The 24,642-nt window shown below is 72.3% G+C and carries 25 protein-coding genes and 1 pseudogene; 14 read left to right on the forward strand and 12 right to left on the reverse strand.

The genetic code is table 11. The features are described 5' to 3' along the window. The first annotated feature begins 121 nt into the window (after window positions 1-121). The 3 genes from ACZ6NZ_RS10170 to ACZ6NZ_RS10180 all read left to right on the forward strand — a co-directional run bounded on the left by ACZ6NZ_RS10170 (window position 122) and on the right by ACZ6NZ_RS10180 (window position 1,976). On the forward strand, window positions 122-742 hold the full coding sequence (locus ACZ6NZ_RS10170; protein WP_465857617.1) for an L-threonylcarbamoyladenylate synthase: 621 nt from the start codon (window positions 122-124) through the stop codon (window positions 740-742). An 87-nt stretch (window positions 743-829) separates the two neighbouring features. Further along, window positions 830-1,375: an RNA polymerase sigma factor gene (locus ACZ6NZ_RS10175; RefSeq protein ID WP_465857619.1), complete on the forward strand. Its 546-nt coding sequence runs from the start codon at window positions 830-832 to the stop codon at window positions 1,373-1,375. 43 nt (window positions 1,376-1,418) lie between these two features. Continuing rightward, on the forward strand, window positions 1,419-1,976 hold the full coding sequence (locus ACZ6NZ_RS10180; protein ID WP_465857621.1) for a hypothetical protein: 558 nt from the start codon (window positions 1,419-1,421) through the stop codon (window positions 1,974-1,976). Window positions 1,977-2,012: 36 nt separating this feature from the next. Here the strand turns inward: ACZ6NZ_RS10180 and ACZ6NZ_RS10185 are convergent, their stop codons facing one another. Then, window positions 2,013-3,470 carry a serine/threonine-protein kinase gene (locus tag ACZ6NZ_RS10185; RefSeq protein ID WP_465857623.1) on the reverse strand — a complete coding sequence of 486 codons (1,458 nt, stop codon included), beginning with the start codon at window positions 3,468-3,470 and terminating at the stop codon, window positions 2,013-2,015. A gap of 120 nt (window positions 3,471-3,590) precedes the next feature. Between ACZ6NZ_RS10185 and ACZ6NZ_RS10190 the strand changes: the two genes are divergently transcribed. From ACZ6NZ_RS10190 to ACZ6NZ_RS10220, 7 genes are all read left to right on the forward strand, one after another. Beyond that, window positions 3,591-4,157: a hypothetical protein gene (locus ACZ6NZ_RS10190; RefSeq protein ID WP_465857625.1), complete on the forward strand. Its 567-nt coding sequence runs from the start codon at window positions 3,591-3,593 to the stop codon at window positions 4,155-4,157. A 260-nt stretch (window positions 4,158-4,417) separates the two neighbouring features. Beyond that, entirely contained in the window at window positions 4,418-4,759 is a 342-nt protein-coding gene (locus tag ACZ6NZ_RS10195) for a PadR family transcriptional regulator (RefSeq protein ID WP_366611824.1), read from the forward strand. Then, on the forward strand, window positions 4,756-5,706 hold the full coding sequence (locus ACZ6NZ_RS10200) for an HAAS signaling domain-containing protein (protein WP_465857627.1): 951 nt from the start codon (window positions 4,756-4,758) through the stop codon (window positions 5,704-5,706). The genes ACZ6NZ_RS10195 and ACZ6NZ_RS10200 overlap by 4 nt, the downstream gene beginning before the upstream one ends. Window positions 5,707-5,828: 122 nt before the next feature. Beyond that, window positions 5,829-7,154 (forward strand): sensor histidine kinase, encoded by a 1,326-nt coding sequence (locus ACZ6NZ_RS10205; RefSeq protein WP_465857629.1) that lies wholly within the window; start codon window positions 5,829-5,831, stop codon window positions 7,152-7,154. Further along, window positions 7,151-7,867, forward strand: coding sequence for a response regulator (locus ACZ6NZ_RS10210; RefSeq protein ID WP_465857631.1), 717 nt, complete (start codon window positions 7,151-7,153; stop codon window positions 7,865-7,867). The genes ACZ6NZ_RS10205 and ACZ6NZ_RS10210 overlap by 4 nt, the downstream gene beginning before the upstream one ends. Before the next feature lie 81 nt (window positions 7,868-7,948). Then, window positions 7,949-8,842, forward strand: a complete 894-nt coding sequence (locus tag ACZ6NZ_RS10215; protein WP_465857633.1) for an ABC transporter ATP-binding protein — start codon at window positions 7,949-7,951, stop codon at window positions 8,840-8,842. Next, entirely contained in the window at window positions 8,839-9,900 is a 1,062-nt protein-coding gene (locus tag ACZ6NZ_RS10220) for an ABC transporter permease (protein ID WP_465857635.1), read from the forward strand. The genes ACZ6NZ_RS10215 and ACZ6NZ_RS10220 overlap by 4 nt, the downstream gene beginning before the upstream one ends. 78 nt (window positions 9,901-9,978) lie before the next feature. On the opposite strand, the gene ACZ6NZ_RS10225 is transcribed toward ACZ6NZ_RS10220, so the two are convergent. Continuing rightward, window positions 9,979-11,007: a helix-turn-helix domain-containing protein gene (locus ACZ6NZ_RS10225; protein ID WP_465857637.1), complete on the reverse strand. Its 1,029-nt coding sequence runs from the start codon at window positions 11,005-11,007 to the stop codon at window positions 9,979-9,981. A gap of 321 nt (window positions 11,008-11,328) precedes the next feature. Between ACZ6NZ_RS10225 and ACZ6NZ_RS10230 the strand changes: the two are divergent. Together ACZ6NZ_RS10230 and ACZ6NZ_RS10235 are read left to right on the forward strand one after the other, a co-directional pair. Then, window positions 11,329-11,493, forward strand: a pseudogene (locus tag ACZ6NZ_RS10230) (helix-turn-helix domain-containing protein); the annotation flags it as partial. Window positions 11,494-11,605: 112 nt separating this feature from the next. Next, complete coding sequence (locus ACZ6NZ_RS10235) at window positions 11,606-12,265, forward strand: hypothetical protein (protein ID WP_465858432.1); 660 nt, start codon at window positions 11,606-11,608, stop codon at window positions 12,263-12,265. Between the two features lie 12 nt (window positions 12,266-12,277). Here the strand turns inward: ACZ6NZ_RS10235 and ACZ6NZ_RS10240 are convergent, their stop codons facing one another. The 8 genes from ACZ6NZ_RS10240 to pgsA all read right to left on the reverse strand — a co-directional run bounded on the left by ACZ6NZ_RS10240 (window position 12,278) and on the right by pgsA (window position 19,223). Then, window positions 12,278-12,889 carry a ribonuclease FAU-1 family protein gene (locus ACZ6NZ_RS10240; RefSeq protein ID WP_465857639.1) on the reverse strand — a complete coding sequence of 204 codons (612 nt, stop codon included), beginning with the start codon at window positions 12,887-12,889 and terminating at the stop codon, window positions 12,278-12,280. A 146-nt stretch (window positions 12,890-13,035) separates the two neighbouring features. Then, on the reverse strand, window positions 13,036-13,788 hold the full coding sequence (locus tag ACZ6NZ_RS10245; RefSeq protein WP_366611838.1) for a YebC/PmpR family DNA-binding transcriptional regulator: 753 nt from the start codon (window positions 13,786-13,788) through the stop codon (window positions 13,036-13,038). A gap of 398 nt (window positions 13,789-14,186) precedes the next feature. Next, entirely contained in the window at window positions 14,187-14,792 is a 606-nt protein-coding gene (gene pdxT, locus ACZ6NZ_RS10250) for a pyridoxal 5'-phosphate synthase glutaminase subunit PdxT (protein ID WP_366611842.1), read from the reverse strand. Window positions 14,793-14,794: 2 nt separating this feature from the next. Next, window positions 14,795-15,712 (reverse strand): pyridoxal 5'-phosphate synthase lyase subunit PdxS, encoded by a 918-nt coding sequence (gene pdxS / locus ACZ6NZ_RS10255; RefSeq protein WP_465857642.1) that lies wholly within the window; start codon window positions 15,710-15,712, stop codon window positions 14,795-14,797. Window positions 15,713-15,852: 140 nt separating this feature from the next. Beyond that, complete coding sequence (locus ACZ6NZ_RS10260) at window positions 15,853-16,356, reverse strand: hypothetical protein (RefSeq protein ID WP_366611844.1); 504 nt, start codon at window positions 16,354-16,356, stop codon at window positions 15,853-15,855. Window positions 16,357-16,437: 81 nt separating this feature from the next. Continuing rightward, complete coding sequence (locus ACZ6NZ_RS10265; RefSeq protein ID WP_366611845.1) at window positions 16,438-17,598, reverse strand: glycosyltransferase family 4 protein; 1,161 nt, start codon at window positions 17,596-17,598, stop codon at window positions 16,438-16,440. Window positions 17,599-17,614: 16 nt separating this feature from the next. Further along, complete coding sequence (locus tag ACZ6NZ_RS10270; protein WP_465857644.1) at window positions 17,615-18,547, reverse strand: phosphatidylinositol mannoside acyltransferase; 933 nt, start codon at window positions 18,545-18,547, stop codon at window positions 17,615-17,617. Between the two features lie 46 nt (window positions 18,548-18,593). Continuing rightward, window positions 18,594-19,223, reverse strand: a complete 630-nt coding sequence (gene pgsA, locus ACZ6NZ_RS10275; RefSeq protein WP_366611847.1) for a phosphatidylinositol phosphate synthase — start codon at window positions 19,221-19,223, stop codon at window positions 18,594-18,596. Between the two features lie 250 nt (window positions 19,224-19,473). On the opposite strand from pgsA, the gene ACZ6NZ_RS10280 reads away from it, so the two are divergent. After that, window positions 19,474-21,630, forward strand: a complete 2,157-nt coding sequence (locus ACZ6NZ_RS10280) for an elongation factor G-like protein EF-G2 (protein ID WP_465857647.1) — start codon at window positions 19,474-19,476, stop codon at window positions 21,628-21,630. 348 nt (window positions 21,631-21,978) lie between these two features. Here the strand turns inward: ACZ6NZ_RS10280 and ACZ6NZ_RS10285 are convergent, their stop codons facing one another. Then, window positions 21,979-23,037, reverse strand: coding sequence for an aldo/keto reductase (locus ACZ6NZ_RS10285; RefSeq protein ID WP_465857649.1), 1,059 nt, complete (start codon window positions 23,035-23,037; stop codon window positions 21,979-21,981). 170 nt (window positions 23,038-23,207) lie between these two features. After that, window positions 23,208-23,720 carry an HIT family protein gene (locus tag ACZ6NZ_RS10290; protein WP_465858403.1) on the reverse strand — a complete coding sequence of 171 codons (513 nt, stop codon included), beginning with the start codon at window positions 23,718-23,720 and terminating at the stop codon, window positions 23,208-23,210. Between the two features lie 174 nt (window positions 23,721-23,894). Between ACZ6NZ_RS10290 and ACZ6NZ_RS10295 the strand changes: the two genes are divergently transcribed. Beyond that, on the forward strand, window positions 23,895-24,623 hold the full coding sequence (locus ACZ6NZ_RS10295) for a D-Ala-D-Ala carboxypeptidase family metallohydrolase (RefSeq protein ID WP_465857651.1): 729 nt from the start codon (window positions 23,895-23,897) through the stop codon (window positions 24,621-24,623). Window positions 24,624-24,642 lie beyond the last annotated feature (19 nt).

Below are 24,642 nucleotides of genomic sequence, written 5' to 3' on the forward strand. Positions count from 1 at the left end.
GATCTTGTTGGTCGGAGCCGACCGGGACCTACCCTACCGAGGTGATCTCGGCGGCTCCACCGTCCGCGCCGAGGGTGGCCCTCGTCTCCTGATCCTCCCCTCGTGCGCCTAGTCTCGGAGGATGGCGAGGTACTACGACGTGCACCCGGACAACCCCCAGCCCCGGGTCGTCGGCCAGGTCGCCGACCTGATCCGCGGTGGTGGGCTGGTCGCTTACCCGACGGACTCCTGCTACGCGCTCGGCATCCAGCTGGGCAACCAGGACGGGCTGGACCGGATCCGGCAGATCCGGCACCTCGACGATCGGCACCACTTCACGCTGGTCTGCCACGACTTCGCGCAGCTCGGTCAGTTCGTCCAGATCAGCAACGCGGTCTTCCGCCTGGTGAAGGCGTCCACGCCGGGCAGCTACACCTTCATCCTGCCGGCCACCCGCGAGGTGCCCCGCCGGATGCTGCACCCGAAGAAGCGGACCGTCGGCGTGCGGGTCCCCCGACACACCGTCACCCAGGCCCTGCTGGCCGAGCTGGGCGAGCCGTTGGTGTCCAGCACCCTGCTCCTGCCCGGCGACGACGAGCCGATGACCCAGGGTTGGGAGATCAAGGAACGGCTCGACCACCAGCTCGACGCGGTGCTCGACGGTGGCGACTGCGGCAGTGAGCCGACGAGCGTGATCGACCTGTCGGGGCCCGAGCCGGAGGTCCTGCGCCGGGGAGCCGGGGACGTGTCCCGCTTCGAATAGCCGTCGGGTGCCGGACCGTACGGGGGCGCTGCGGCACTGCCCGCCGTACGCTCAGGGATCGGCACCGGCGAGCATTGGACACCCGGCATGCCCGACGCGGACGACATCGACGCCCTGGCCCGGTCCGCCGCGCACGGCGACCCGGCCGCGCTGGACGCCCTGCTGCTCGCGGTACGCCCCGAGGCGCTGCGGTTGTGCGCCCGGTTCCTGCCGAACCGGGAGGACGCCGAGGAAGCCTGCCAGGACACGCTGTTGGCCCTGGCCAACGGCATCACGCGGTTCGAGGGACGCTCCTCGTTCCGCACCTGGCTGCACCGGCTGGCGGCCAATCGGGCCCGCTCCACGTACCGCACGCTGCGCCGCCGCTGCCGGTTGGAGGCCGGCGGGGTGCCGCTGCCCGACCGGCCCGACCCCCGACGGACGAGCGTGGTCGCCGGCACCCGCCTCGACCTGCTCGACGCCTTCGACGCCGTCCGCCCCGACCTCGCCGAGGTGGTGGCCCTGCGCGACATACTCGGGCTCAGCTATCCCGAGATCGCCGAGTTGCTCGACGTGCCGGTGGGCACTGTGAAGTCCCGGTTGCACCTGGCCCGCCACCAGGTCCGACAACAGCTCGGCGCCGAATCGGGCTGACTCTGCGTCGGCGATGGCATCGACGATCGGGGAAGGGGGTCGGGTGGTTCCGCTCCGCCGGGCCGTCGGCCGCGTCGTCACCGCTCTCACGGCCGCCGCGGCGGTCGCCGCCTGCGGCAGCGACGCGGTCTCGCCGCTGCCCGTACAGCCGCGTGGGCCGTCCCCGTCGGCGTCGACGCTGCCGTCACCGCCGCCCACGCCGTCGGTGGCGCCGGGCACCAGCCGGTCGCCGTCCCGGCCGCCGTCGGCCGCCGGACGGCCCGTGCCGGTGCCGCCCGCACCGACCAGGACCCGGGGTACGCCCCAGCGGCCGACCCCGCCGCCGACCACGCTGACGAGCAGTTGTCAGGGCGCGGTCCGCTACGACCTGCCGGTGGCCGACACCGAGCTGGAACTGCTGCGGTCGCTCTGCTTCGCCACCGGCGCGGTGCTGCGGATCCAGGGCATCGGGCCCGGCCTGGTCACCGTGGACCGGCCGGAACTGGTCTCGCAGCACTACGAGGTCGGGGTGGTGGACATCCGCTTCGTCCGACCCGGCACCGTCGCCGTCACGATCCCCAAGGACGACCGCGCGCACACCATCACCGTGGTGGTCCGCTAGCCCACCGCCGACCTGCGCGGCCGGATCGTGGCGCACCTACCTGACCCGGACCCCGGCGAGCAGGGTGTCCACGAACTCGGGGGTGTCCTCCGGGGGCGTGATCTGCACGTACACCAGGGTTGCCCGGCCGGGATGCAGGCCCGCGGACTCGACGATCCGCGGCCGACCCTGGTCGCAGCGGTACGCCACCACCGTCCACTCGACGCCCGCCTGGCGGGTGGTGCGAGGCGGGGCGGCCGGGCAATCTCCGTGCGAACGCTCGGCCAGGAATCCGGCCGGTGTGGTGCGGGCGGCCGTGGCGGCGGAGAGGCCGACGAACGCGCCGGGCAGCCGGGGGTCGGCGGCCCAGCGGCGGGGTTGCGGCGACATCACCAGCGCCGGTTCCGGTTCGCCGCCGGCATCGAACTGACCGGCCCAACTGGTTCCCGTGGCCGCCCAGCCGGCCGGCAACACCACGGTGAGCGGCCCGGTGGTGTACGTGCCGCCGACCTGCCAAGCCGGCCCGGTGGCGCGTGGTTCGGCGCCGACCGCGGCCACGACGGCGACGGCCACGACCGCTGTCGCGGCCCGCCGGATCCGGTGCGGGCGGCTCGGCCGGGGTGACGGCTTTCGTCGTTCCGAACCGGACGATGCGAACGACCTCGCTGGACCGCCCGCGACGGTCGACTCCATCGGCCGTCCCACCGGGGTGCTCGCGCGGGTCAACGCGGCGTGCATCGTCGAGGCGTCGGGGTAGCGGTCGGCCGGGTGGTGGGCGGTGGCCCGGGCGAGCACCGCCGCGACCGCCGGAGGCACGTCCTCCCGTAGTCGGATCTCCGGGGCGCAGCCAGCCGATTCAGGTCCGGACGGGTTCACGTGCGGCGGGTCGACGGCCAGCAGTCGGATACCGAGCCGCCCGAGCCCGTACACGTCGGCGCGGGTGTCGACCACCGCGCTCGGGTCGTCCTGCTCCGGGGCCATGTACCCGGGGGTGCCGGCGCGGGCGGTCAGGCCGGAGGCGGCGGCGAGCGCCTTGGCGAGGCCGAGGTCGGCGATCAGCACCTGCTCGCTGTCGTCGGGTCCGGTGCGGCGGAACAGGATGTTGCCCGGAGTGAGGTCACGGTGCACGACTCCATGCCGGTGCAGCACGGCGACCCCGGCGCAGACCTCACCGAGCAGCCGCAGCGCCGCCGGCACCGGGATCTCCGCAACGGCCAGCCGGTCCCGCAGGCTGCCCCCGTTCGCCCAGGCCAGGACCGCGTACGGGCGACCGTCGGGCAGCTCACCGACGGTGTGCACCCGGATCAACCGCTCGTGCTCCAGTCGGCGCAGCAACCGGGCCTCGTCCAGGAAGCGTTCCCGAACCCGCAGGTCGTGGCTCCAGTTCTCGGCCAGCACCTTGATCGCCACGTGCGCGTCGAGCGCCGGATCGTGGCCCAGCCAGACCGTCGCGAACGAACCGACGCCGAGCAGTCGCTCGATGGCGTAGGGCCCGATCCGCAGTGGAGCCGTCACCGTGTCACCTCCGGCGGGCGTCTCTCTGCACCGTAGACCGGGCCGAGCCGGAAGGTGACGAACCGTTGGCCCCGACGCGGTGACTAACAGGGCAGGAGTCCCATCACCGAAGGAGCCACCATGAAACGTCCCTCGATCCTCGTCACCACCGCCGTGCTGGCGCTCGGCACGCTCGCCCCGGCCACGGCCGCCGGTCCGGTCGCGGCTGCTCCGGTCCGCGCCGCTGCGAACGCCGGGCACCACCACCCGCAGGTGCTCAGCGTCGGTGGTGCCGGGGTGTACCGGATCGGCGCCAGCCTGGCGGCGCTCACCGCGAACGGGCACATCGACTGGACCGCGCCGGGCTGCGGCGCGGTGGTGCACGCCGGCGCGACCGGTTCCTGGGCCGGCGTGCTGCTCCTGGCCTTCCGCGACGATCGGCTGGTCGAGGTCGGTACGGCCACCGCACCGCCCTACTCCTCCGCCGGAGCGGCGGTCGGCATGTCCTTCGCCGAGCTGGAGGACATCTACGGGCGCCGGGGCTCGCTGATCCGCAACGACGCGGGAGACGCCGAGGCGTACCTGGTGCGGGTGGGCTCGCGGGTCGAGCTGTTCAGCGGGCACCCGATCCGGCCGGGCGTGGGTTACTTCCAGGTCGGGCCGGCCAGCTTCGTCGAGCGGAACTTCCGGCAGGGCGCGACCTGCTGAGCGGGCCCGTCGCGGGGCGTCCGGTGTTGGCCGGGCGCCCCGTGCGCGCTTCCTTTGCTCTGCTGCCCTGGAGGCACCACCCGGCGGCACCACCCGGCCGCATCGTCCTGGCGCATCCGCGGGAGCAGAGCAAAGGGGGGTGAACAACCCCTGCGGCCTGGCGAAACACGCGCGGGTAGGCGAGCCGCGCCCAACACCCCACGCAGACGCGACGTTATCTCCGTAGACAACAGTGTGTGGCACACAGTATGGTGTGACACATGGTTAGCGAGGACGTTCTACGGACGCACCTACAGGAGTTGCGTCGAGGCACCGTCGTGGTGGCCAGCCTGGTCGCGCTGCGTCGACCGGACTACGGCTACGCACTGCTGCAACGGCTCAGCGACCACGGCTTTCCGGTGGACGCCAACACGCTCTACCCGCTGCTGCGTCGCCTGGAGGACCAGGGGCTGCTGACCAGCGAGTGGAACACCGAGGAGAGCCGACCGCGCAAGTTCTACCGGACCAGCGACGAGGGCGAGTCGATGCTGAGCCGGCTCCTCGACGACCTCGCCGCCGTGCAGACCTCCATCACCGGGCTGATCCAAGGAGCGCAACGATGAACACCCTGACCGACCGCTACCTCGCCGCCACCCTGCGATCGGTGCCCGCCCAGCGCCGCGACGAGATCGCCAACGAGCTGCGGGCCTCCATCGACGACATGATCGAGGGCCGGACCGACGGCGGGCAGGACGCCACCACCGCCGAGCGGGAGGTGCTCACCGAGCTGGGCAACCCGGACGTGCTGGCCGCCCGGTACGCCGACCGCCGGTTGCAGCTCATCGGCCCGACCTACTACCTGCTCTGGCTGCGGCTGCTGAAGCTGCTGCTCAGCTTCATCCCGGCGCTCGTCGGCACGATCGTCACGGTGGTCGAGGCGGCGGAAGGAAAAGGGTTCGGCGCCATCGGGCCCGGCATCGTCACGGCGATGCAGGTGGCGGTGCAGATCGCCTTCTGGCTCACCCTGACCTTCGCCATCATCGAGCGCACCCAGACGGCCGTGGACCTGCCGGAGTGGACGGTCGACCAGTTGCCCGACGCGCCGGTACGACGAGGCATCCCCCTCGCCGACACCATCGCATCCGTGATCATGCTGGTGCTGACCATCGCGTACCTGCCGCTGCAGCACTACCACTCCTGGGTGAACGGCACCGACGGCGAGAACATCGCGATCCTCGACCCGGCTCTGTGGTCGTTCTGGCTGCCGGCGCTGATCGGCGTGCTGGCACTCAGTGTGGTCTTCGAGATCGTGAAGTACCGGATCGACCGCTGGACCTGGGCCCTGTTCGGCACGAAGGTGCTGCTCGACCTGGCGTTCGCGGTGCCGCTGGCCTGGCTCGCGCTCTCCGACCGACTGCTCAACCCGGCCCTGGCCGAGCGCCTGACCTGGGTGGCGGAGGCCGACAACCGGGACGGCATCGGCCTGGCCATCGCCGTGGGCGCGGCCGCGATCGTGGTCTGGGACCTGATCGACACGGCCCGGAAGACCCGCGAACAGACGACCGCGTGAGCGACACCGCGGGCGGCGGCCCGGCGCGTACCCCGCGCCGGGCCGCCGCCCGTCGGCGCGACCGGACCCACACGAGCCCGCCCGGTCGGCGGGCCTGGTGGGCGGCGTGGCATCGTTCCCGGATGAGCGTGGCACCGCGAGAGGAATGGCGTCGTCCGGGCCCGACGGCGGAGCAGCGCCGAAACGACCTCTGGATCGGCCTGGGGATGACCGGGCTGGCGTTGGTCAGCCTGACCCTGGCCCGCAGCACCGGCGCGTTCCTGCTGGGCCCACCGCCGTCCGGGCCGGAGCAGCTGTTCTGGACCGTCGCGGTGACCCTCCCGCTGATCTGGCGACGACGCTGGCCGACCGCGACCCTGCTGGTCGTCGCGGTGGCGTTCATCGCCGCCCAGGCCCGCTCGGCCCCGGAGACGCAGTTCTCCGCGTGGGCCCTGTTCTGCACGCTCTACACCGTCGGCGCGTGGGGCCGGGACCGCCGGCGGTCCCGCCGCCTCCGGGTCGGCGTGATCGCGGCGATGTTCGCCTGGCTGGGGATCTACTACGCGGTGCTGCTCGACCACATCCCGGCGAGCGCCTTCGCCGACGCGGTCGGTCCGGTGCCACCGAGGCTCGCCATGGTGGTCACCGGCGTGCTGCTCAACGTTCTGGTCCTGGGGTTCGCGTACTTCTTCGGCGAGACCGCGTGGGTGGCCGCGCGCCGCGAGCACGAGCTGCGCGCCCAGGCCGAGGACCTGCGCCGGTCGCAGGCCGAGGCCCGGGAGCGGGCGGTGCTCGGCGAACGGGTGCGGATCGCCCGCGAGCTGCACGACGTGGTCGCCCACCACGTGTCGGTGATGGGAGTGCAGGCATCCGCCTGCCGCCGGGTGTTCGACCGCGACCCGGGTAAGGCCCGCACCGCGCTGACCGCCATCGAGCAGAGCGCCCGCACCGCCGTCGACGAGCTGCGTCGGATGCTCGGCGTCCTGCGGACCTCCGCCGGCACCGACGCCGCGACGCCGCCGGCCGGCGGCGTCGAACGGATCGACGAGCTGGTCGAGCGGGCTCGGGCCGCCGGGCTGACGGCCACCCTCGGGGTGTACGGCGACCCGGTCGCGCTGCCCGAATCGGTCTCCCAGACGGCGTACCGGGTGACGCAGGAGGCGGTGACCAACACCCTCAAGCACGCCGAGGCGGCCCTGCTCGACGTGCGGGTCCGGTACCTGGCCCGGGAGGTGGAGGTCGACGTGACCGACGACGGGCGGGGCGGCGGGCGGGCCGACACCGACGGATTGGGGCTGATCGGCATGCGCGAACGGGTCACCGCCCACGACGGCGACCTGGAGGCCGGGCCCCGGTCCGGCGGTGGCTGGCGGGTCCGCGCCCGCTTCCCCCTCGCCGCCCCGGTCGCTCCGCAGCGGGAGCCGAGCGACAGGCAGCAGACCCCAGCGGGCGCGGAGCCGTCGGCATGAGCGCGGCAACCGAGCACACGCCCGACACCAACCCGACGGTCCGGGTGCTGCTCGCCGACGACCAGCACCTCGTCCGTACCGGCTTCCGGGTCATCCTCGAGGTGGAGGACGACATCGAGGTGGTGGGTGAGGCCGCCGACGGCGAACGGGCCGTCAGCATGACCCGAGCCACCCGCCCGGACGTCGTACTCATGGATGTGGAGATGCCCGGGATGGACGGCCTGGAGGCCACCCGGCAGATCGTCGCCGACGGCCCCGGGGCGCCGGCGGTGCTGATCCTCACCACCTTCGACCGCGACGACTATCTGTTCGCCGCGCTGCGGGCCGGAGCCAGCGGCTTCCTGCTCAAGAACGGCACGCCGGAGGAGCTGGTCGAGGCGATCCGGGTGCTGGCCAGGGGCGACGGTCTGCTCGCCCCGGAGATCACCCGCCGGGTGATCTCCACCTTCGCCCGACCCGGCGACCCGGCGGGCACCGCCCACCGGGGCCCGGACGCCGAGGCCGCGCTGGCCGGGCTGACCCCGCGCGAACGGGAGGTGCTGATGCTGCTCGCGGCCGGTTCCAGCAACGCGGAGATCGCCGCGGCCATCCACCTGGGCGAGGCGACGGTGAAGACGCACGTGAGTCGGGTACTGGCCAAGCTCGGCCTGCGCGACCGGGTGCAGGCCGTGGTGTTCGCGTACGAGAACCGGGTGGTCCGGCCCGGAGGGTGACCGGCGTCCGCCGTGCGGCGGACCCGCCCGCTCAGCCGCCGGGCGGACGGCGCGGCGACGGATTCGATCTAGCGTCTGTGCGTGACCAGAACGCTCCGCCTCGACGGCGTCGACCGCAGCTTCGGCGACCGGCAGGTGCTCAGAAACGTGTCCTTCGAGGTGTCCGCCGGCCGGATGACCGGTTTCGTGGGCGCCAACGGCGCCGGCAAGACCACCACCATGCGGATCATCCTGGGTGTGCTCGCCCCCGACGCCGGCGAGGTGAGCTGGGGCGGCACCACGCTGACCCGGCAGGACCGTCGGCGCTTCGGCTACATGCCGGAGGAGCGGGGCCTCTACCCCAAGATGACCACCCGCGAGCAGGTGACGTACCTGGGCCGGCTGCACGGACTGGACGCCGCCGCGGCACGACGGTCCACCGACGCGCTGCTGGACCGGGTCGGGCTCGGCGAGCGCGGCGACGACCTGCTGGAGACGCTGTCGCTGGGCAACCAGCAGCGGGCCCAGATCGCCGCCGCGCTGGTGCACGACCCCGAGGTGCTGGTGCTCGACGAGCCGTTCTCCGGCCTGGACCCGCTGGCCGTGGAGACCGTCGTGGCCGTACTGCGGGAACGGGCCTCGGCCGGCGTGCCGGTGCTCTTCTCCAGTCACCAGCTCGACGTGGTGGAGCGCCTCTGCGACGACCTGGTGATCATCGGGGACGGGGTGATCCGGGCCGCCGGCAGCCGGCAGCAACTGCGCGACTCGTACACGATGCCCCGGTTCGAGTTGGTCGTGGAGCACGACGCCGGCTGGGTACGCGACCACCCCGGTGTGACGGTGGTCGAGTTGGACGGCGCGCGGGTGGTCTTCGACCTGCCGGCCGGCACCGACGAACAGCCCGTGCTGCGGGCTGCCCTCGCGCGCGGCCCGGTCCGCGCCTTCCGCCCGGTCAGCCCCTCGCTCACCGAGATCTTCCGAGAGGTCACCCAGTGAACGTCACCCAGGCCACCCGGCTGGTCGCCGAACGCGAGATCCGGGTCAAGCTGCGCGACCGCACCTTCCTGTTCGGCACGCTGTTCTTCCTGTTGATCGCCGCGGCCGGCACCATCCTGCCGCCGCTGTTCTCCGGCGGGCCGTCCACGGTGGCGGTGACCGAGAGCCTGGCCGCGCCGCTGCGCGCCGCCGGGCTGGAGGTCCGGGTCGTCCCCGATGACCGGGCAGCCGAGCAGGCCGTCCGCGACGACGACGTGGACGCCGCGGTGGTCAGCGGACCGGCCGTCCTGGCCATGGACGACGCCCCCGACGACGTGGTGAGGGCCCTGAGCACCCAGCCGACCGTTCGCCTGCTGGACCCGGACGCGGTCGATCCGGTGGTGGCGTTCCTGGTGCCGTTCGTCTTCGCGTTCGTCTTCTTCATCACCTCGCAGACGTTCGGTGTGCAGATCGCGCAGAGCGTCATCGAGGAGAAGCAGACCCGGATCGTGGAGATCCTGGTCGCCGCCGTGCCGGTGCGGGCCCTGCTGGCCGGGAAGGTGGTGGCCGGGGCCATCCTGGCGTTCGCCCAGATCGCCCTGATCGCGCTGGTGGCGGTGCTCGGGCTGCAGATCGGCGACAGCGGAGGTCTGCTCAGCCTGCTCGCCCCGGCGATCGGCTGGTTCGTGCCGTTCTTCCTGATCGGTTTCGTGCTGCTCGCCGCCATGTGGGCCGCAGCCGGCGCGCTGGCCAACCGGCAGGAGGACATCGCCGCCGTCTCGACGCCGGTGCAGCTCGCCGTCATGCTGCCGTTCTTCGCGGTGATCTTCCTGAACGACAACGCCACAGCGATGCGCGTGCTGTCCTACCTGCCGTTCTCGTCGCCCACGGCCATGCCGCTGCGGCTCTTCACCGGCGACGCGGCCGGCTGGGAGCCGATCGTCTCACTGGTCCTCCTGGTGCTCGCCGCCGGCGCGTTCCTCCTCGCCGGGGCCCGGGTGTACGAGGGGTCACTGCTGCGCACCAACGGCCGGACCTCGCTGCGCACCGCCTGGCGGGAGCGGGAGACGATCGGCTGAGCGCCGGTCGGCCCCGCCCGGGCGTCGGTGTCCTGACCGGATGCCGGCGAGCGCTGCCGGGAGCGTCCCGCCGGACAGCTACGCCGCGCAGGTCCAGTGGCCGAAGTCGCCGGTACGAGACCAGACCTCCCGTGCCGCCCTGATGTTCCACGCCGCGTCCAGCGCCATCTGGCGGTCGACGCCGAACCGGGACACCTCCGTGTCGCTGAACTGGAACAACCCCCAGCGGCGCGACCCGTCCTGTCCGACCTCCACCCGGTACGGGTCCAGGCCGGACAGGCAGCGCGCCACCTGCACCGCCCCGGACGGGTCCTCCGGGAACGTCCGCCGAAGGTGTTTGCCGATCCGGTCCTCCGACCAGGTGGCGGGCACCGTGCGATCGCCCGCCAACTCGTCGAACAACCGCTCGTCCGCCGTGCCACTGACGGGCAGGCCGCCGAACGCCTGGAACACCATCACCCGGCTGGTGGTGTCCGGGCCGAACCAGCCGTCGACCGGGACAGTGAGTCCGTCAGCCACCAGATGTTCCTGGAGGCTCAGCACGCAGGGGCCGTACATGCCCTGGCGCAGCACCTCCGGGCAGCCGATGGTCGACGAGCTGTCGACCATGGGAGGGGTGAGGGGTCGCAGCGCCCCGGTCGCCCCGACCGTCAGGACGCCGAGCACCGCCAGCAGCGCCAGCCGGAGCCAGCGACGGGCCGGCCAGGGCGCTTGGGGTCGCGGCGGAACCGAGCCGACGCTCGGGCGGATGTCCTCCGCGACGGCAGGGGACGGGCCGGCAGGGCTCCGTTGCGCGTCGCTCTCCCCTCGACCCTGCTCGCCGAGGCGAGCTTCGAGGTCCCGCCGTGTCTCCACCCACCTGTCGACCTCGGCCGCAGGGGTGCCGCAGGCGGCCAGCAGCGCGACGACGGTGCGTTCCCGGGGCAGCGTCGTCCGCCCCAGCATCGTCGCGAGGGTGCTCGGCGGCAGCCAGTGCCCGGCCGCCGAGGCTTGCCGGGCCAGTTCCCGATAGGTCAGACCGGAACGCCGCCGCACCTCCCGGAGCAACGCCACGTACTCCCCCGCCGTGGCCGCCTGCGGCACCGGATCCCGGACAGCGTCATCCATCGAATCTCCCCCGTGTCGTTGCGGTGGTTCAGCTCGAACCCGTGCCGGCGCGAGCCGGTCGGCCGTACGCCGGTCAGCGGCGCGGCCATCGACCAAGACGCTAGGAAACCCGGCCGGTCGGGACAATCCCCTGGTCGCCGCGCTGGGCTGTCCGGGCAGCTCACAGCGGCTTGTCCGGATCTTGTCCGGATCCTGTCCGACCATGTCGGACAGTCACCGGGACCTGATTTGCCCTCGCGTCCGCGGTGTCTGGAGAATCGGGCGATGACCACGGGGGAGCTACGCCCGGATGACGCGTCCGACCCGGCCGAATTCGTCGAGATGCTGCGCCAGCTCAAGGACCGGTCGGGCCTCACCTACCGACAACTGGAACAGCGCGCCGCGTCGACGGGCGACGTACTGGCCCGCAGCACCGCGGCGGACATCCTGCGACGGTCCACACTGCCACGCTCCGAGGTGGTGGCCGCATTCGTGCGCGCGTGCGGGGCGGGAGAGCAGGTCGAGACGTGGCTACGGGCCTGGCACCGCATCGCGGCAGGTCAGTTGGCCCCCCCCGTCCCCGGCGGCAGACCCGCCACCGGTCGACGCGGGCACGACGGTGGCCCCGGAGCACTCCGGCCCGGCCCGCCCACGCTGGTTCACGCGGCCCGCACCGGTGGCGCTGCTCGTCGTCGCCCTGCTGGCCACGCTCGGCGTGGGCTTCTGGATCGAACGACGCGACGACGAACAGGGAAAGTCCGCCCGAACGACCGATCCGACCGCGTCGGCGGCTGACGGTGCCCGTTCGCCGAACGCGGGGCTCAGTCAGATCAGCCCCGCCCGCAGCCCGCATCTCTGCCTCACCGAGGGCCGCGATCGCAACGGCCAGTACACGAAGGAGATCGCGGTTCAGCGGCCCTGCACGGAGGCCACCCCACCGGACACCTCGCTGGAACCGGTGGCCGACGGAATGTTCTTCATCCACTGGATCCACCCGGTGCTCGGGAAGGGCTGCCTCACCATCCGGGAGGAGGATCCCGGCCGGAACTTCCTCGAACCCTGGAACGCGAAGGACTGCGACGCGAACAGGCCGAAGCAGGTGTTCCACTTCGAACCGACCGGAGCGACGCCCGACGCGTACCGGATCCGGCCCGACCGCAGCGAGTTGTGCGTCGGCCTGCGCGCCGACGACAACGACGTGGCGGACGCGGCACTGGTCGAGCCGTGCACCGGAGGCCTGGATCAGGTGTTCGTGGTCAGATCGCTGCCTGGGAACTGACGTCGCCGCCGCTCACCGCGCGGGTGGCACCTGATCCCAGCCGGCGGGCAGCGGGGGCGCCGTCCAGGCCGGGTCCGGTTGCCAGGTGGCCCACGACCGGTCCCACCAGCGCTCACCGGCGTCGAGGAGGGCAGCGATCCGGTCACCTTCGGCCTGGATGGCGTCCGCCATGCCCGGGTAGCGCCCCTCGACGAGGCGCTCGGCGAACAACTCCACGTCCTTCCAGACGTACCGGTCGGCGTCCGCGGCCCACCACAGGTCCAGCTCGTGGTCCAGGGTGTCCACCCCGATCGGGGTACGCCGCAGCGGGTCCTGGAGGTTGAAGTACCAGCCGGCGAACTCGCGTGCCGGCCCGGCCCAGAACACGTCGATCGAGTGCGCCTCACCGGGGCGTTGCAGCATCAGCTTGCCGTGCCCGGACCAGGAGCGGTGCCCAGCGGCCTCCCACGGGTGCCGCCCGCAGGGGAAGACGCCGGTGTCCGGGAAGCCGAACTCGGCCCCCGGTGGGAGGTAGAGGGCGAGCAGGTCGGGCGAATCCTCGACGCAGATGGTCGGGCAGCCGAACCAGACCTCGCCCCGCAGCACCTCACGCCGTACCACGGTGTCACCAGGCGCAAACCGCACTGCCCCCACCGCGCAACACCCCCGCATCCCCGCATCCCGCCCGCGATCTTGCGCTTTCTGTTGGCGATATGCCAGGTGTTGCCCGGTGTGTCGGGTCAGAAAGTGCAAGATCGCGGCGGGGTGGGGCGGGCGCGGGGGGGGTTGGGTTAGGCGTCTACTGCTGCCATCACGTCGTCGCTGACGTCGAAGTTGGCGTAGACGTTCTGGACGTCGTCGCAGTCCTCCAGGACGTCGATCAGCTTGAAGATCTTGCGCGCGCCCTCTTCGTCCAACGGCACGTTGACGCTGGGGATCAGGGAGGACTCGGCCGACTCGTACTCGATGCCGGCGTCCTGCAACGCCGTGCGCACCGGGATCAGGTCGGTCGGCTCGGAGACCACCTCGTACGCCTCACCGAGGTCGTTGACCTCCTCGGCGCCGGCGTCCAGGACGGCAAGCATCACGTCGTCCTCGCTGGTGCCCTCCTTGGGGACGATCACCACGCCCTTGCGGGAGAACATGTACGACACCGAGCCGGCGTCGGCGAGCGAGCCGCCGTTGCGGGTCAGCGCGGTCCGTACCTCGGTCGCCGCGCGGTTGCGGTTGTCGGTGAGGCACTCGATGAGCATGGCGACGCCGCTCGGGCCGTACCCCTCATACATGATCGTCTGCCAGTCGGCACCGCCGGCCTCCAGGCCGGAGCCGCGCTTGACGGCGCGATCGATGTTGTCGTTCGGGACCGAGCTCTTCTTCGCCTTCTGGATGGCGTCGAAGAGCGTCGGATTGCCGGAAGGGTCACCGCCGCCGGTCCGCGCGGCCACCTCGACGTTCTTGATCAGCTTGGCGAACATCTTGCCGCGCTTGGCGTCGATGACGGCCTTCTTGTGCTTGGTCGTCGCCCACTTTGAGTGGCCGGACATCTTCTACCTCCGTTGCTACCCGCCGTCTGCATCGACCGCACCGCTCACGCCCCGCTCCCACCGGCGCACGCGGAGGTGCCGGTCAGCTCTGGTGGAAGCCGCGGCGGGCAGATGGCCCTGCCGAATCTCCGCAATCCTACCGACGTCCCTCGGGTCGCTGTCACGCACCGCGCGTGGCGGCCTCCCCGCGCCTGCCCAAATCGGGCAGACGTTGGGAAAGTGGATTCACATCGTCAGGGGGTCTTCATCTCAGCTCACCGGCTCCGCCTGTCGGCCGACCGCAGCGGCTGGTGGTGCGGTTGCCCGCCGACGCCGCCACAGCGACCGCGCTCGACGAGGTGGCGGGCCGCCGCCCGGGGCGCCGGCGTGCCGTCGCCGGCTGAGCGACGGGCACCCCGTCATCCGGCAGCGCGGACCAGGTCCACGAAGTACGCGTGCACGCGCAGGTCACCGGTGAGCTCCGGGTGGAACGAGGTAGCCAGCAGGTTGCCCTGTCGCACCGCGACGATCCGGTCGACGGCCGGCCCGTCGGACACCGCCCCGATGACCTCGACGCCGGCACCGACCCGCTCAACCCACGGCGCCCGGATGAACACCGCGTGGAACGGCGCACCCGGCACCCCGGTGACGGTCACCGGCGCCTCGAACGAGTCGACCTGCCGGCCGAACGCGTTACGCCGGACGGTCATGTCGATGCCGGCGAAACCCCGCTGATCGGGTCGACCGTCGAGCACCTCGGTCGCCAACATGATCATGCCGGCGCAGGAGCCGTAGACCGGCATACCGTCGGCGATCCGCTTGTCGATCGGCTCCCGCATCTCGAAGATGTCGGCGAGCTTGCTCATGGTGGTGGACTCGCCGCCCGGGATGACCAGGCCGTCGACCGCGTCCAGCTCCGCCGGACGGCGGACCGGGCGGGCGTCCGCACCCGCCGCGGCCAGCGCCGCCACGTGCTCCCGGACATCACCCTGAAGCGCGAGCACACCGATGGTGGGTGCGCCCATGCCTACCAACCCCGCTCGGCCAGACGGTGCGGCTGCGGGATCTCGTCGACGTTGATACCGACCATGGCCTCGCCCAGACCGCGGGAGACCTTCGCCAGCACGTCCGGGTCGTCGTGGAAGGTGGTCGCCTTGACGATCGCGGCGGCCCGCTGAGCCGGGTTGCCCGCCTTGAAGATGCCGGAGCCGACGAACACGCCCTCCGCGCCGAGCTGCATCATCATCGCCGCGTCGGCCGGCGTGGCGATCCCGCCCGCGGTGAACAGCACCACGGGCAACTTGCCGCTCTCGGCGACCTCCTTGACCAGCTCGTACGGGGCCTGCAACTCCTTGGCCGCGACGTACAGCTCGTCGGCCGGCAGCGAGGCCAGCCGGCGGATCTCCTGGCGAATCTTCCGCATGTGGGTGGTGGCGTTGGAGACGTCGCCGGTGCCCGCCTCGCCCTTGGAGCGGATCATCGCCGCGCCCTCGGTGATCCGGCGCAACGCCTCGCCCAGGTTCGTCGCCCCGCAGACGAAGGGCACCGTGAACGCCCACTTGTCGATGTGGTTCGCGTAGTCGGCCGGGGTCAGCACCTCGGACTCGTCGACGTAGTCCACGCCGAGCGACTGGAGGATCTGCGCCTCCACGAAGTGGCCGATGCGGGCCTTGGCCATCACCGGGATGGAGACCCCCTCGATGATCCCGTCGATCATGTCGGGGTCGCTCATCCGGGACACCCCACCCTGCGCGCGGATATCGGCGGGCACCCGCTCCAGGGCCATCACCGCGACCGCGCCGGCGTCCTCAGCGATCTTGGCCTGCTCGGCGTTGACGACATCCATGATCACGCCACCCTTGAGCATCTCGGCCATCCCACGCTTCACGCGGGCGGTGCCGACGACGGGGGCGCTACCGGTGTTCGAGGCGGTGTTTTCGGGCACGGGTCATCGCTCCTTGGACATGCTCTGGGGGGTGGCCAGCGAAAATGCTACGCGCGGTACAACGCCGCACCGACAGCCAATCAGACCCCCGGTGGCCTGCCCTGTGGCAGCGGTCACCCCAGGCCGTCGGGCAACGGGGGTCAGGCGGCGGGGACGTCCGCCGGCACGACGAGGGTCGGGTCGTCGATGTCGAAGTAACGCGGCCACTCCCGGCCCCGCCCCATCCGCAACAGGCGCACCAGCGGCCGGCTGCGCGCCGATCGGGCGTCCCTCACCAGGTCGGTGTGCACCTGCCGGGACAACGCGAGCCGACGGCTCGCGGCGATGACCGCCCCGCAGTCCGGGTCGCCCGGATCCAACTGGACACCGCGCAACTGCCGGGTGAGGTCGTTCTCCGCCGCCTCCCGCTCGTCCGGGCCGGCGTCCAGGGCGATCCGGGCCGCCGCGTACAGCTCGACGCCGAAACGCCGCTCAGCCAGGACCGCGGCTGCCGCCGCGCGGCGCAGCAGGTGGGCGTCGAGGGCCCGGGCCGCCAGCTCCGCGCGGCCCTGCAGCCGCTCCACCCGGCCGGCGGTCCAGATGAGGTACGCCGCGACCAGCCCCACGACCACGCTCGCGGCCACCACCCACCACATGTGCGGCATCGTAGTGCTGCTCCGTTTCGTCCGATTGGGCGCGGCCCGAGCGGTCCCGCCGGTCACCACCGCACCATCCGTCACACCGGCTCAGCCCAGCCCCACCCACTCCTGGTCGATGACCCGCCCGTCGGTTGCCTCGATCGCCGCTGCGTATACCTCCAGAACGCGGCGAGCAACCACCGGCCAGTCGAAATTCGCGACCACCAGATCGCCGCAGGCACTGAGCGTGGCCCGCGCGGCCGGGTCGTCCAGCAGCTCGGCCAGCACGTCACGCAGCCCCACCGGGTCACCCGTGGGGAAGAGGCGCCCGGCCCGCCCACCGTCGAGCACCCGCCGGAACGCGTCCAGATCACTGGCGACGACCGTCGTGCCCGCCGCCAGCGCCTCGGTGAGGATCATGCCGAACGACTCGCCGCCGGTGTTCGGCGCGACGTAGAGGTGCACACTGCGCAACATGCGCGCCTTGTCCGCTTCGCTGACCAGGCCGAGGAACGTGATCTGCTCGTGCAGCTCGGCCGGGAACTGGTCGTACAGGTCGTCGGGGTCACCCGGGCCGGCGACGAGCAACCGCAGACCGGGCCGGGTGGCGGCCAGCGCCACGAACGCGTCGCGCAGCACCGGGAAGCCCTTGCGCGCCTCGGTGAACCGGCCCAGGAAGCCGAGCGTGCCGCCGGTACCGGCCGCGCACTCCCCCGGCCAACCCGGCAGCGGCTCGGCGTCGGCGAACTTGGCCACCGCCACCCCGTTGGGGATCTCCACCGCCCCGCCGTCCATGTGCTCGACCTGCACCTTGCGGGCCAGCGCGCTCACCGCGATCCGGGCCGTGATCCGCTCCAACACGATCTGGAGCACACCCTGCGCGGCGGCGAGCACCCGCGAACGGGTCATCGCGGTGTGGAACGTGGCCACCACCGGACCACGGGCGGAGAGCACGGCCAGCAGCGACAAACTCAGCGTGAGCGGCTCGTGCACGTGCAGCACGTCGAAGTCACCGTTGGTGATCCACCGCCGCACCCGGGCGGTCGACACCGGGCCGAACGCGATCCGGGCCACCGAACCGTTGTACGGCAGCGGAACGGCCCGCCCGGCCGACACCACATACTCCGGCAGCGGCGAATCCTCGTCGGCCGGTGCGAGCACGCTGACCTCGTGGCCCAGCGCGATCAGCGCCTCGGCCAGGTCCATGACGTGGTTCTGCACCCCACCGGGCACATCGAAGGAGTACGGGCACACGATGCCGATCCGCATCCGTCAGCCCACCTCCTCAGGCCGGGCCGGAGGCCGACGAGGGCAGCGCCGCGCCCTCCCCCGACCTCGCCTGGTCCAGCCACATCCGCTGCAACATGTGCCAGTCTTCCGGATGCCGGGCGATACCCGCCGCCAGACGGTCGGCGATCAGCTGGGTCAGCGACCGGACCCGCTGGTCCAACGGCCCCACCTCGGGCCCCGGCACCGGCAACGGACCGACCAGCGACGCGCAGGCGGCGTCCGGTTCGTACCACATCGAGGCCACGTAGAGCGGCGCGCCGGTGTGCAGCGCGAGCAGGGCCGGCCCGGCGGGCATCCGGGTCTTCGCACCGAAGAAGTCCACCTCCACCCCCCGGGCGGAGAGGTCCCGGTCGGCCAGCAACGGCACCACCGCACCGGCCCGCAGGCGGTCCAGCAGCACGTCGAACGCCGGACGCGGGCCCCCGTGGGTCGGCAGGATCTCCATCCCGAGGACCTCGCGGAACGCCAGGAAACGTTTGTACACGCCCTCCGGCTTGAGCCGCTCCATGACAGTGGTGATCGGCCAGCCGGTGGCCGCCACCCAGGCGCCGGCGGCGTCCCAGTTGCCGGCGTGCGGCAGCGCCACCACCGCGCCCCGGCCGGCGGCCACATCGGCGGCGAGCAGGTCCGCGCCGTCCAGCCGGAAGGCGGACAGGATCTGCGACCGGCTCAGACCGGGCAGCCGGAACGCCTCCATCCAATACCGGGCGTACGAACGCAACCCGCGCTTGACGAGTTCGTCCAACTCGGCGTCCGGCAGCTCCGGCCCGACCACCCGGCGCAGGTTCGCGCGCAGTCGGGCCGTACCCCCGCCACCGGCGCGGTGCGCGCGGTCCGCGCCCGCCCGGAACGCCGCCGCCACCAACGGCCGGGGAAGCGCGCGGACCACCCGCCACCCGGCGATGTAGCCCAGCTCGGTGAGGTTCACGCGACCCGGCCGCAGTTCTTCCGACGCCGGGTCGCGCGCCCGCCACTCATGCCTGGCCGTCCGGCTGGAGCTGCCGGGCCTGGCGGTAGACGTGCGTCATCCGCTGTCCCACCGTGAAGATCGACACGGCGGCGAGCAGCCAGAGCGCGATCTCCAGGGCCGGATCGACACCGACACCGGTGAGGATCCCGCCGACCCCGACGATGAGCAGTCGCTCGGTGCGTTCGGCGATGCCCACGTTGCAGGTCATGCCGAGCCCCTCGGCGCGGGCCTTGACGTAGGAGACGAGGCTGCCGGCGGCCAGGCAGACCAACGCGGCGGCCACACCGGAGTGGTCGCCCTCGGTGGCCAGCCAGTACGCGACCGCGCCGAAGACGGCGCTGTCGGCTACCCGGTCCATGCTTGAGTCGAGGAACGCGCCGAACCTGGTGGAGCCGCCACTCATCCGGGCCATCGTCCCGTCGAGCAGGTCGGTGAGCGCGAACAGGGTGACGATCAACGCGCCCGCGACCAGGTGGCCGCGAGCACCGAAGCCGAGCGCGCCGACGAGCACACCAACGGTGCCCGCGACGGTGACGGCATTGGGGGTGACGCCCGCGCGCAGCAGGGCGCGGGCAATCGGCTCGACGACGCGGGTCATCCCCGCGCGGGCCGACACTTGGAAGATCTTCGCCATGGCGGTCCCCACGATAACGGTCCGCCCAGCTCCGGCGATACGGACGGTACCGCCGACGCGCCTGGGGGAGGCTTGTGCCTACCCGGCAACGGGTGTGAGATCGAGCCGGGAGGTGAGCCAGCTCACCCGTCCACCCGTCCCGTTCCCGCTGTGCGGCAGACCACCGGAGGATATCGCCGCGCACTCGCCCCGGGCCGCTTCCACCTCGCGCGGCGGTCGCCACCACCACCGGCTGAGGGAGGTGCGCCCCATGGCGCAGAAGAGTCACGAGAAGGGTTCCACCGGCGGCACGCCGGTGGTGACCGAGCCCGAGCGGGTCCGCAACGTGGTGCTCGTCGGGCACTCCGGGGCGGGCAAGACCACACTGGTCGAGGCCCTGCTCGCGGCGACCGGCACGATCGGCCGCGCCGGCACCGTGGTCGACGGCACCACCGTCGGCGACCACGACCCCGCCGCCGTACGCCAGCAGCGCTCGGTCAGCCTCTCCTGCGCGCCGCTGCTGCACAACGGCATCAAGGTCAACCTGCTGGACACCCCCGGGTACGCCGACTTCGTCGGTGAGTTGCGCGCCGGGCTGCGGGCCGCCGACGCCGCGCTCTTCGTGGTCTCCGCCGCGGGCGGCATGGACGCGGCCACCGTCGCGCTCTGGGAGGAGTGCGCCGCCGTCGACATGCCGCGCGCTGTCGCGGTGGCCCGACTGGACCAACCCCGCGCCGACGTCGACGAGACGGTGGCGCTCTGCCAGCGCCTCTTCGGTGACAACGTGATGCCGCTCTACCTGCCGATGCTCGGCGACGACGGGGTGTCCACCGAAGGTCTGCTCGGCCTGATCACCCGTCGGGTCTTCGACTACAGCGCCGGGCTGCCCGCCGACGTCCGCGACCCCGACCCGGAGCACCAGCGGGCCATCGACGAGTCCCGCGACGAGCTGATCGAGGGGATCATCGCCGAGAGCGAGGACGAGACCCTGATGGACCGCTACCTCGACGGCGAGGAGATCGGCGACGAGGTGCTCATCGACGACCTGGAGAAGGCCGTCGCCCGGGGTCACTTCTACCCGGTGGTACCGGTCTGCGCCCACACCGGCGTCGGGCTCGACGTGCTGCTGGAGGTGCTGACCGCCGCGTTCCCGTCGCCGCTGGAGCACGAACTGCCCGCGGTGACCGACGTGGACGGCTCGCCGCGTCCGCCGCTGAGCTGCGACCCCGCCGGGCCGCTGGTCGCCGAGGTCGTCAAGACCACCATCGACCGCCACGTCGGTCGGGTCTCACTGGTCCGGGTCTTTTCCGGCACCCTGCGCCCCGACCAGACCGTCCACGTCTCCGGGCACGGCATGGCCGAACGCGGGCACCCCGACCACGACGCCGACGAGCGGGTCGGGCACATCTACACCCCGCTGGGCGCCACCCTGCGGGAGGTGTCGCTCTGCGTGGCCGGTGACATCTGCGCGATCACCAAGTCGGGCAGCGCCGAGACCGGCGACACCATCTCGACCAAGGACGAGCCGCTGCTGATCGCCCCCTGGGAGATGCCGGAGCCGCTGCTGCCGGTGGCGATCGCCGCCCGGAGCCGCGCCGACGAGGACGCCCTGGCCCGCAACCTCGCCCGCCTGATCGCCGGCGACCCCACGCTGCGGCTGGAGCGCAACCCGGAGACCCACCAACTGGTGCTCTGGTGCATGGGCGAGGCACACGCGGACGTGGTGCTCGACCGACTGCGCGCCGGCGGCGTCGAGCTGGACACCGAGCCGGTCAAGGTGTCGCTGCGCGAGACGCTGACCGTTCCCGCGAAGGGGCACGGTCGCCACGTCAAGCAGTCCGGCGGCCACGGCCAGTACGCGGTCTGCGACATCGAGGTCGAGCCGCTGCCCCGCGGCAGTGGCTTCGAGTTCGTCGACCGGGTGGTCGGCGGGGCGGTGCCGCACAACTACATCCCATCGGTGGAGAAGGGCGTCCGCGCCCAACTGGAGCGCGGCCTGGTCGCCGGGCACCCCGTGGTGGACCTGCGGGTGACCCTGGTCGACGGCAAGTCGCACAGCGTCGACTCCTCCGACGCGGCCTTCCAGACCGCCGGCGCGCTGGCGCTGCGCGACGCCGCCGAGCGGGGCCAGCCGACCCTGCTGGAGCCCATCGACGAGGTCACCATCCGCATCCCGGACGGCTCGGTCGGCACGGTGATGGGCGACCTGTCCGGCCGACGAGGCCGGGTGCTCGGCACCGAACCGGACCCGGACACCGAGGGCCGCACCCTCGTCCGCGCCGAAGTGCCCGCCACCGAGCTGCTTCGGTACGCCGTCGAGCTGCGCTCCATGACGGCCGGCACCGGCACCTTCCGCCGCCACTTCGTCCGCCACGACCCCATGCCCGCCCACCTGGCCGACCAGACCCGCAAGGAACAACTCCCCTAGCCCCCTGCCCTGCCCTGCCCTGCCCTGCCCTGCCCCAGCGATCTTGCACTTCCTGTTGCCGCTATGTCGCTGTTGCGGCATAAGTAACCGCAGAAACTGCAAGATCGACGGAAGCTGATGAGGTCTCCCGGTCGATCATGGAGTTGTGGTGGGCGAAAGGTTGATTGATGCCCTTTTTGTGAGGCACCACAACTCCATGATCGACGCGGGCAGGGCGGGAAGGGCGGGGCAGCGCTCGGCGGCACGGCGCGGGGCCACTCGGGGCAGCCGACGCGGAGCGGGGCGGGGCGACATCAGGCGGACGCCCCCGCGCCGTGGGTGAGGCCGGGGGTGTTTTGTGCGGCCGGGTTACGGATGGACTGTGGGGTGGATGGGGCGGGGCCAGTGGGGGCGGTCGGCGTCGCGCAGGGCTGCGGTGCGGACGGCGGCGAGCTGACGCTCCACCTCGACGAACTGGTCCGCCGGCAGTGGGCCCCGGTGCAGTGCGGCGGCGTTCTCCTCGACCTGGGCGACCGTACGGCAGCCCGGGATCGGGATGGTGCGACCGCTGCGCGCCCAGATCCAGCCCAAGGCGCCCTGGGCGAGGGTGCGCCCGTCGGCGGTGAGCGCGGCACGGACCGCGCCGACCCGCCGCAGCCACTCCGGTGCCGGCCGGCCACCCCGGAACCACTCCAACCAGCCCGGAGCCAGTCCGCGTACGTCGTCGCGGGGCAGCGTCGACGCGGCCGTGTACTTGCCGGTGAGCAGCCCCATCCCGAGCGGGCCCCGGTTGACGCTGGCCAGGTCGTACTTGTCGCAGACGGCCAGCAGCTCGGGGGCGTCGCGCAGCACCGACAGGGCGTGTTGCACCGCGGTGGCACCGGCGGCGGCGTGCCCGAACGCGGCAGCCCGGTCGGTGCGGTCGGTGCTCCACCCGTACGCGCGGATCAGACCCTCGGCCACCAGGTCCTCGCAGGTCCCGATCAGCGCCTGCGCCCTCGGCACCGACAGATCGGCCAGGTGCAGTTGATAGAGGTCGATCCGGTCGGTGCCCAACCGGCGCAGTGAGGCGGTCACGGCAGTGCGCAGGTACCCGGGCGACGCATCCTCGCCGGTGGCCTGTCGGCCGGCCTCGTCGAAGGTGTAACCCCACTTGGTGGCGATCACGGCGTCGTCGCGACGACCGGCGAGCGCGCGGCCGAGCACCCGCTCACTGTGCCCGGCTCCGTACGTGTCGGCGGTGTCGAAGAGGGTGATGCCCAGTTCGAGTGCCCGGCGTACCGCCCGCACCGACTCGTCGTCGTCGACAGCGCCCCAGCCCAGCGGCTGGGTCCCCTCCGCCCAGGGACCGCCGATCGCCCAGCACCCCATGCCGAGGGCGCTGACCTCGATGCCGCTGCGCCCCAACACCCGTGTCGTGACTGCCATCGGCCGATCGTGCCACCTTCGGCGGATCGGGGCGTAGCAGATCGGTGGGCGGACACGCGGGCCCCGCGTACACCGGGTGGAGGGCTGGTTGGAGCTGACCCCGCTGCTGCGCGCCGACCGGCCGGACCGGCGCGGAGGTCGCGCGACCGGCGCGGCGCGGCCGGCGGCGGTCAGGACGGCCAGGCGCGGGCGAACAGGTCGCGGGTGTCGCCGAGCAGCTGCGGCAGGACCTTGGTACGGCCGATCACCGGCATGAAGTTCGCGTCACCACCCCAGCGCGGCACGACATGCTGGTGCAGGTGGGCGGCGATGCCGGCACCGGCCACCCCACCCTGGTTCATGCCCAGGTTGAAGCCGTGGGCGTTGCTGACCTTGCGGATCACCCGCATCGCGGTCTGGGTGTACGACGCCAGCTCGGTGGTCTCCGCCACGTCCAGGTCCGTGTAGTCGGCCACGTGACGGTAGGGGCAGACCAGCAGGTGCCCCGGGTTGTACGGGTAGAGGTTGAGCACCGCGAACACATGCTCACCCCGGGCCACCACCAGGCTCTCCTCCGGCGGCAGCTTCGGCCCTCGGCAGAAGGGACAGCCGGCGGGCTTCTCGTAGCCCTCGGCCGGGCGGTCCTCGCCGGAGATGTAGGTCATGCGGTGCGGCGTCCAGAGCCGCTCCAGACCGTCCGCCATGCCGTCACTGTCCGTGTGCCGTTCCACCCCTGTCACGAGCCGATCCTACGGAGCCCCGCCGGCCTGCCGCGACACCCGCCGGGGGAAACCCGGCATTGCAAGTTCTTGACGGATCAGAGCGGAGGCATGAAACTTCCATTCATCCATGTACTTCCATGCATGATGGAGGGTTCCATGTACCGACGGCTCGGCAGATTCCTCGCGGCACTGGCGATGACCGCCGCCACCACAGTGGCCGGCGTCACCCTCACCGCCGGCGCGGCCCAGGCGGACGGCTGCTACACCTGGGGACGCACCCTGTCCCAGGGGGCGTCCGGCGAGGATGTCCGGCAACTCCAGATCCGGGTCGCCGGCTACCCCGGCTACGGCGCGGTGCTCACCCTCGACGGCGCGTACGGCCCGGCCACCCGGTCGGCGGTGATCCGCTTCCAGCAGGCGTACGGGCTGCCCGCCGACGGCATCGCCGGCCCTCAGACGTTCAACCGGCTCTACGCCCTCCAGGACGACGACTGCACCCCGGCCAACTTCAGCTACCCCGAGCTGAACAAGTGCAACAGCGACTGGTCCGGCGGCGCGGTCTCGGCGAGCACCGCCCGGTTCAACGCGCTCGTCTCGATGTGGAAGCTCCAGGCCATGCGGCACGCCCTCGGCGACGTAGCCATCTCGATCAGCAGCAGCTTCCGCAGCTACGCCTGCAACAGCGCCGTCGGCGGAGCGTCGAACAGCCGACACCTGTACGGCGACGGGGTGGACCTGGTCGGCTCCCCGTCGTTCTGCCGGCTGGCGCAGCAGGCCCGCAACCACGGCTTCGGGCAGATCCTCGGCCCCGGCTACCCCGATCACAACGACCACACCCACGTGGCGGCGGTCGGAGGCTGGTCAGCGCCGAACTGCGGCATCTGACCCGAGGGCCGCACCCCGC

It is taken from the genome of Micromonospora sp. NPDC047756 (assembly GCF_055587245.1).

Coding starts and splice junctions, on each gene's coding strand:
- ACZ6NZ_RS10170 (WP_465857617.1), top strand. CDS start 122: ATGGCGAGGTACTACGACGTGCACCCGGACAACCCCCAGCCCCGGGTC.
- ACZ6NZ_RS10175 (WP_465857619.1), top strand. CDS start 830: ATGCCCGACGCGGACGACATCGACGCCCTGGCCCGGTCCGCCGCGCAC.
- ACZ6NZ_RS10190 (WP_465857625.1), top strand. CDS start 3,591: ATGAAACGTCCCTCGATCCTCGTCACCACCGCCGTGCTGGCGCTCGGC.
- ACZ6NZ_RS10195 (WP_366611824.1), top strand. CDS start 4,418: ATGGTTAGCGAGGACGTTCTACGGACGCACCTACAGGAGTTGCGTCGA.
- ACZ6NZ_RS10200 (WP_465857627.1), top strand. CDS start 4,756: ATGAACACCCTGACCGACCGCTACCTCGCCGCCACCCTGCGATCGGTG.
- ACZ6NZ_RS10205 (WP_465857629.1), top strand. CDS start 5,829: ATGAGCGTGGCACCGCGAGAGGAATGGCGTCGTCCGGGCCCGACGGCG.
- ACZ6NZ_RS10210 (WP_465857631.1), top strand. CDS start 7,151: ATGAGCGCGGCAACCGAGCACACGCCCGACACCAACCCGACGGTCCGG.
- ACZ6NZ_RS10225 (WP_465857637.1), bottom strand. CDS start 11,007: ATGGATGACGCTGTCCGGGATCCGGTGCCGCAGGCGGCCACGGCGGGG.
- ACZ6NZ_RS10245 (WP_366611838.1), bottom strand. CDS start 13,788: ATGTCCGGCCACTCAAAGTGGGCGACGACCAAGCACAAGAAGGCCGTC.
- pdxT (WP_366611842.1), bottom strand. CDS start 14,792: ATGGGCGCACCCACCATCGGTGTGCTCGCGCTTCAGGGTGATGTCCGG.
- ACZ6NZ_RS10260 (WP_366611844.1), bottom strand. CDS start 16,356: ATGCCGCACATGTGGTGGGTGGTGGCCGCGAGCGTGGTCGTGGGGCTG.
- ACZ6NZ_RS10265 (WP_366611845.1), bottom strand. CDS start 17,598: ATGCGGATCGGCATCGTGTGCCCGTACTCCTTCGATGTGCCCGGTGGG.
- pgsA (WP_366611847.1), bottom strand. CDS start 19,223: ATGGCGAAGATCTTCCAAGTGTCGGCCCGCGCGGGGATGACCCGCGTC.
- ACZ6NZ_RS10280 (WP_465857647.1), top strand. CDS start 19,474: ATGGCGCAGAAGAGTCACGAGAAGGGTTCCACCGGCGGCACGCCGGTG.
- ACZ6NZ_RS10285 (WP_465857649.1), bottom strand. CDS start 23,037: ATGGCAGTCACGACACGGGTGTTGGGGCGCAGCGGCATCGAGGTCAGC.
- ACZ6NZ_RS10290 (WP_465858403.1), bottom strand. CDS start 23,720: ATGGCGGACGGTCTGGAGCGGCTCTGGACGCCGCACCGCATGACCTAC.
- ACZ6NZ_RS10295 (WP_465857651.1), top strand. CDS start 23,895: ATGTACCGACGGCTCGGCAGATTCCTCGCGGCACTGGCGATGACCGCC.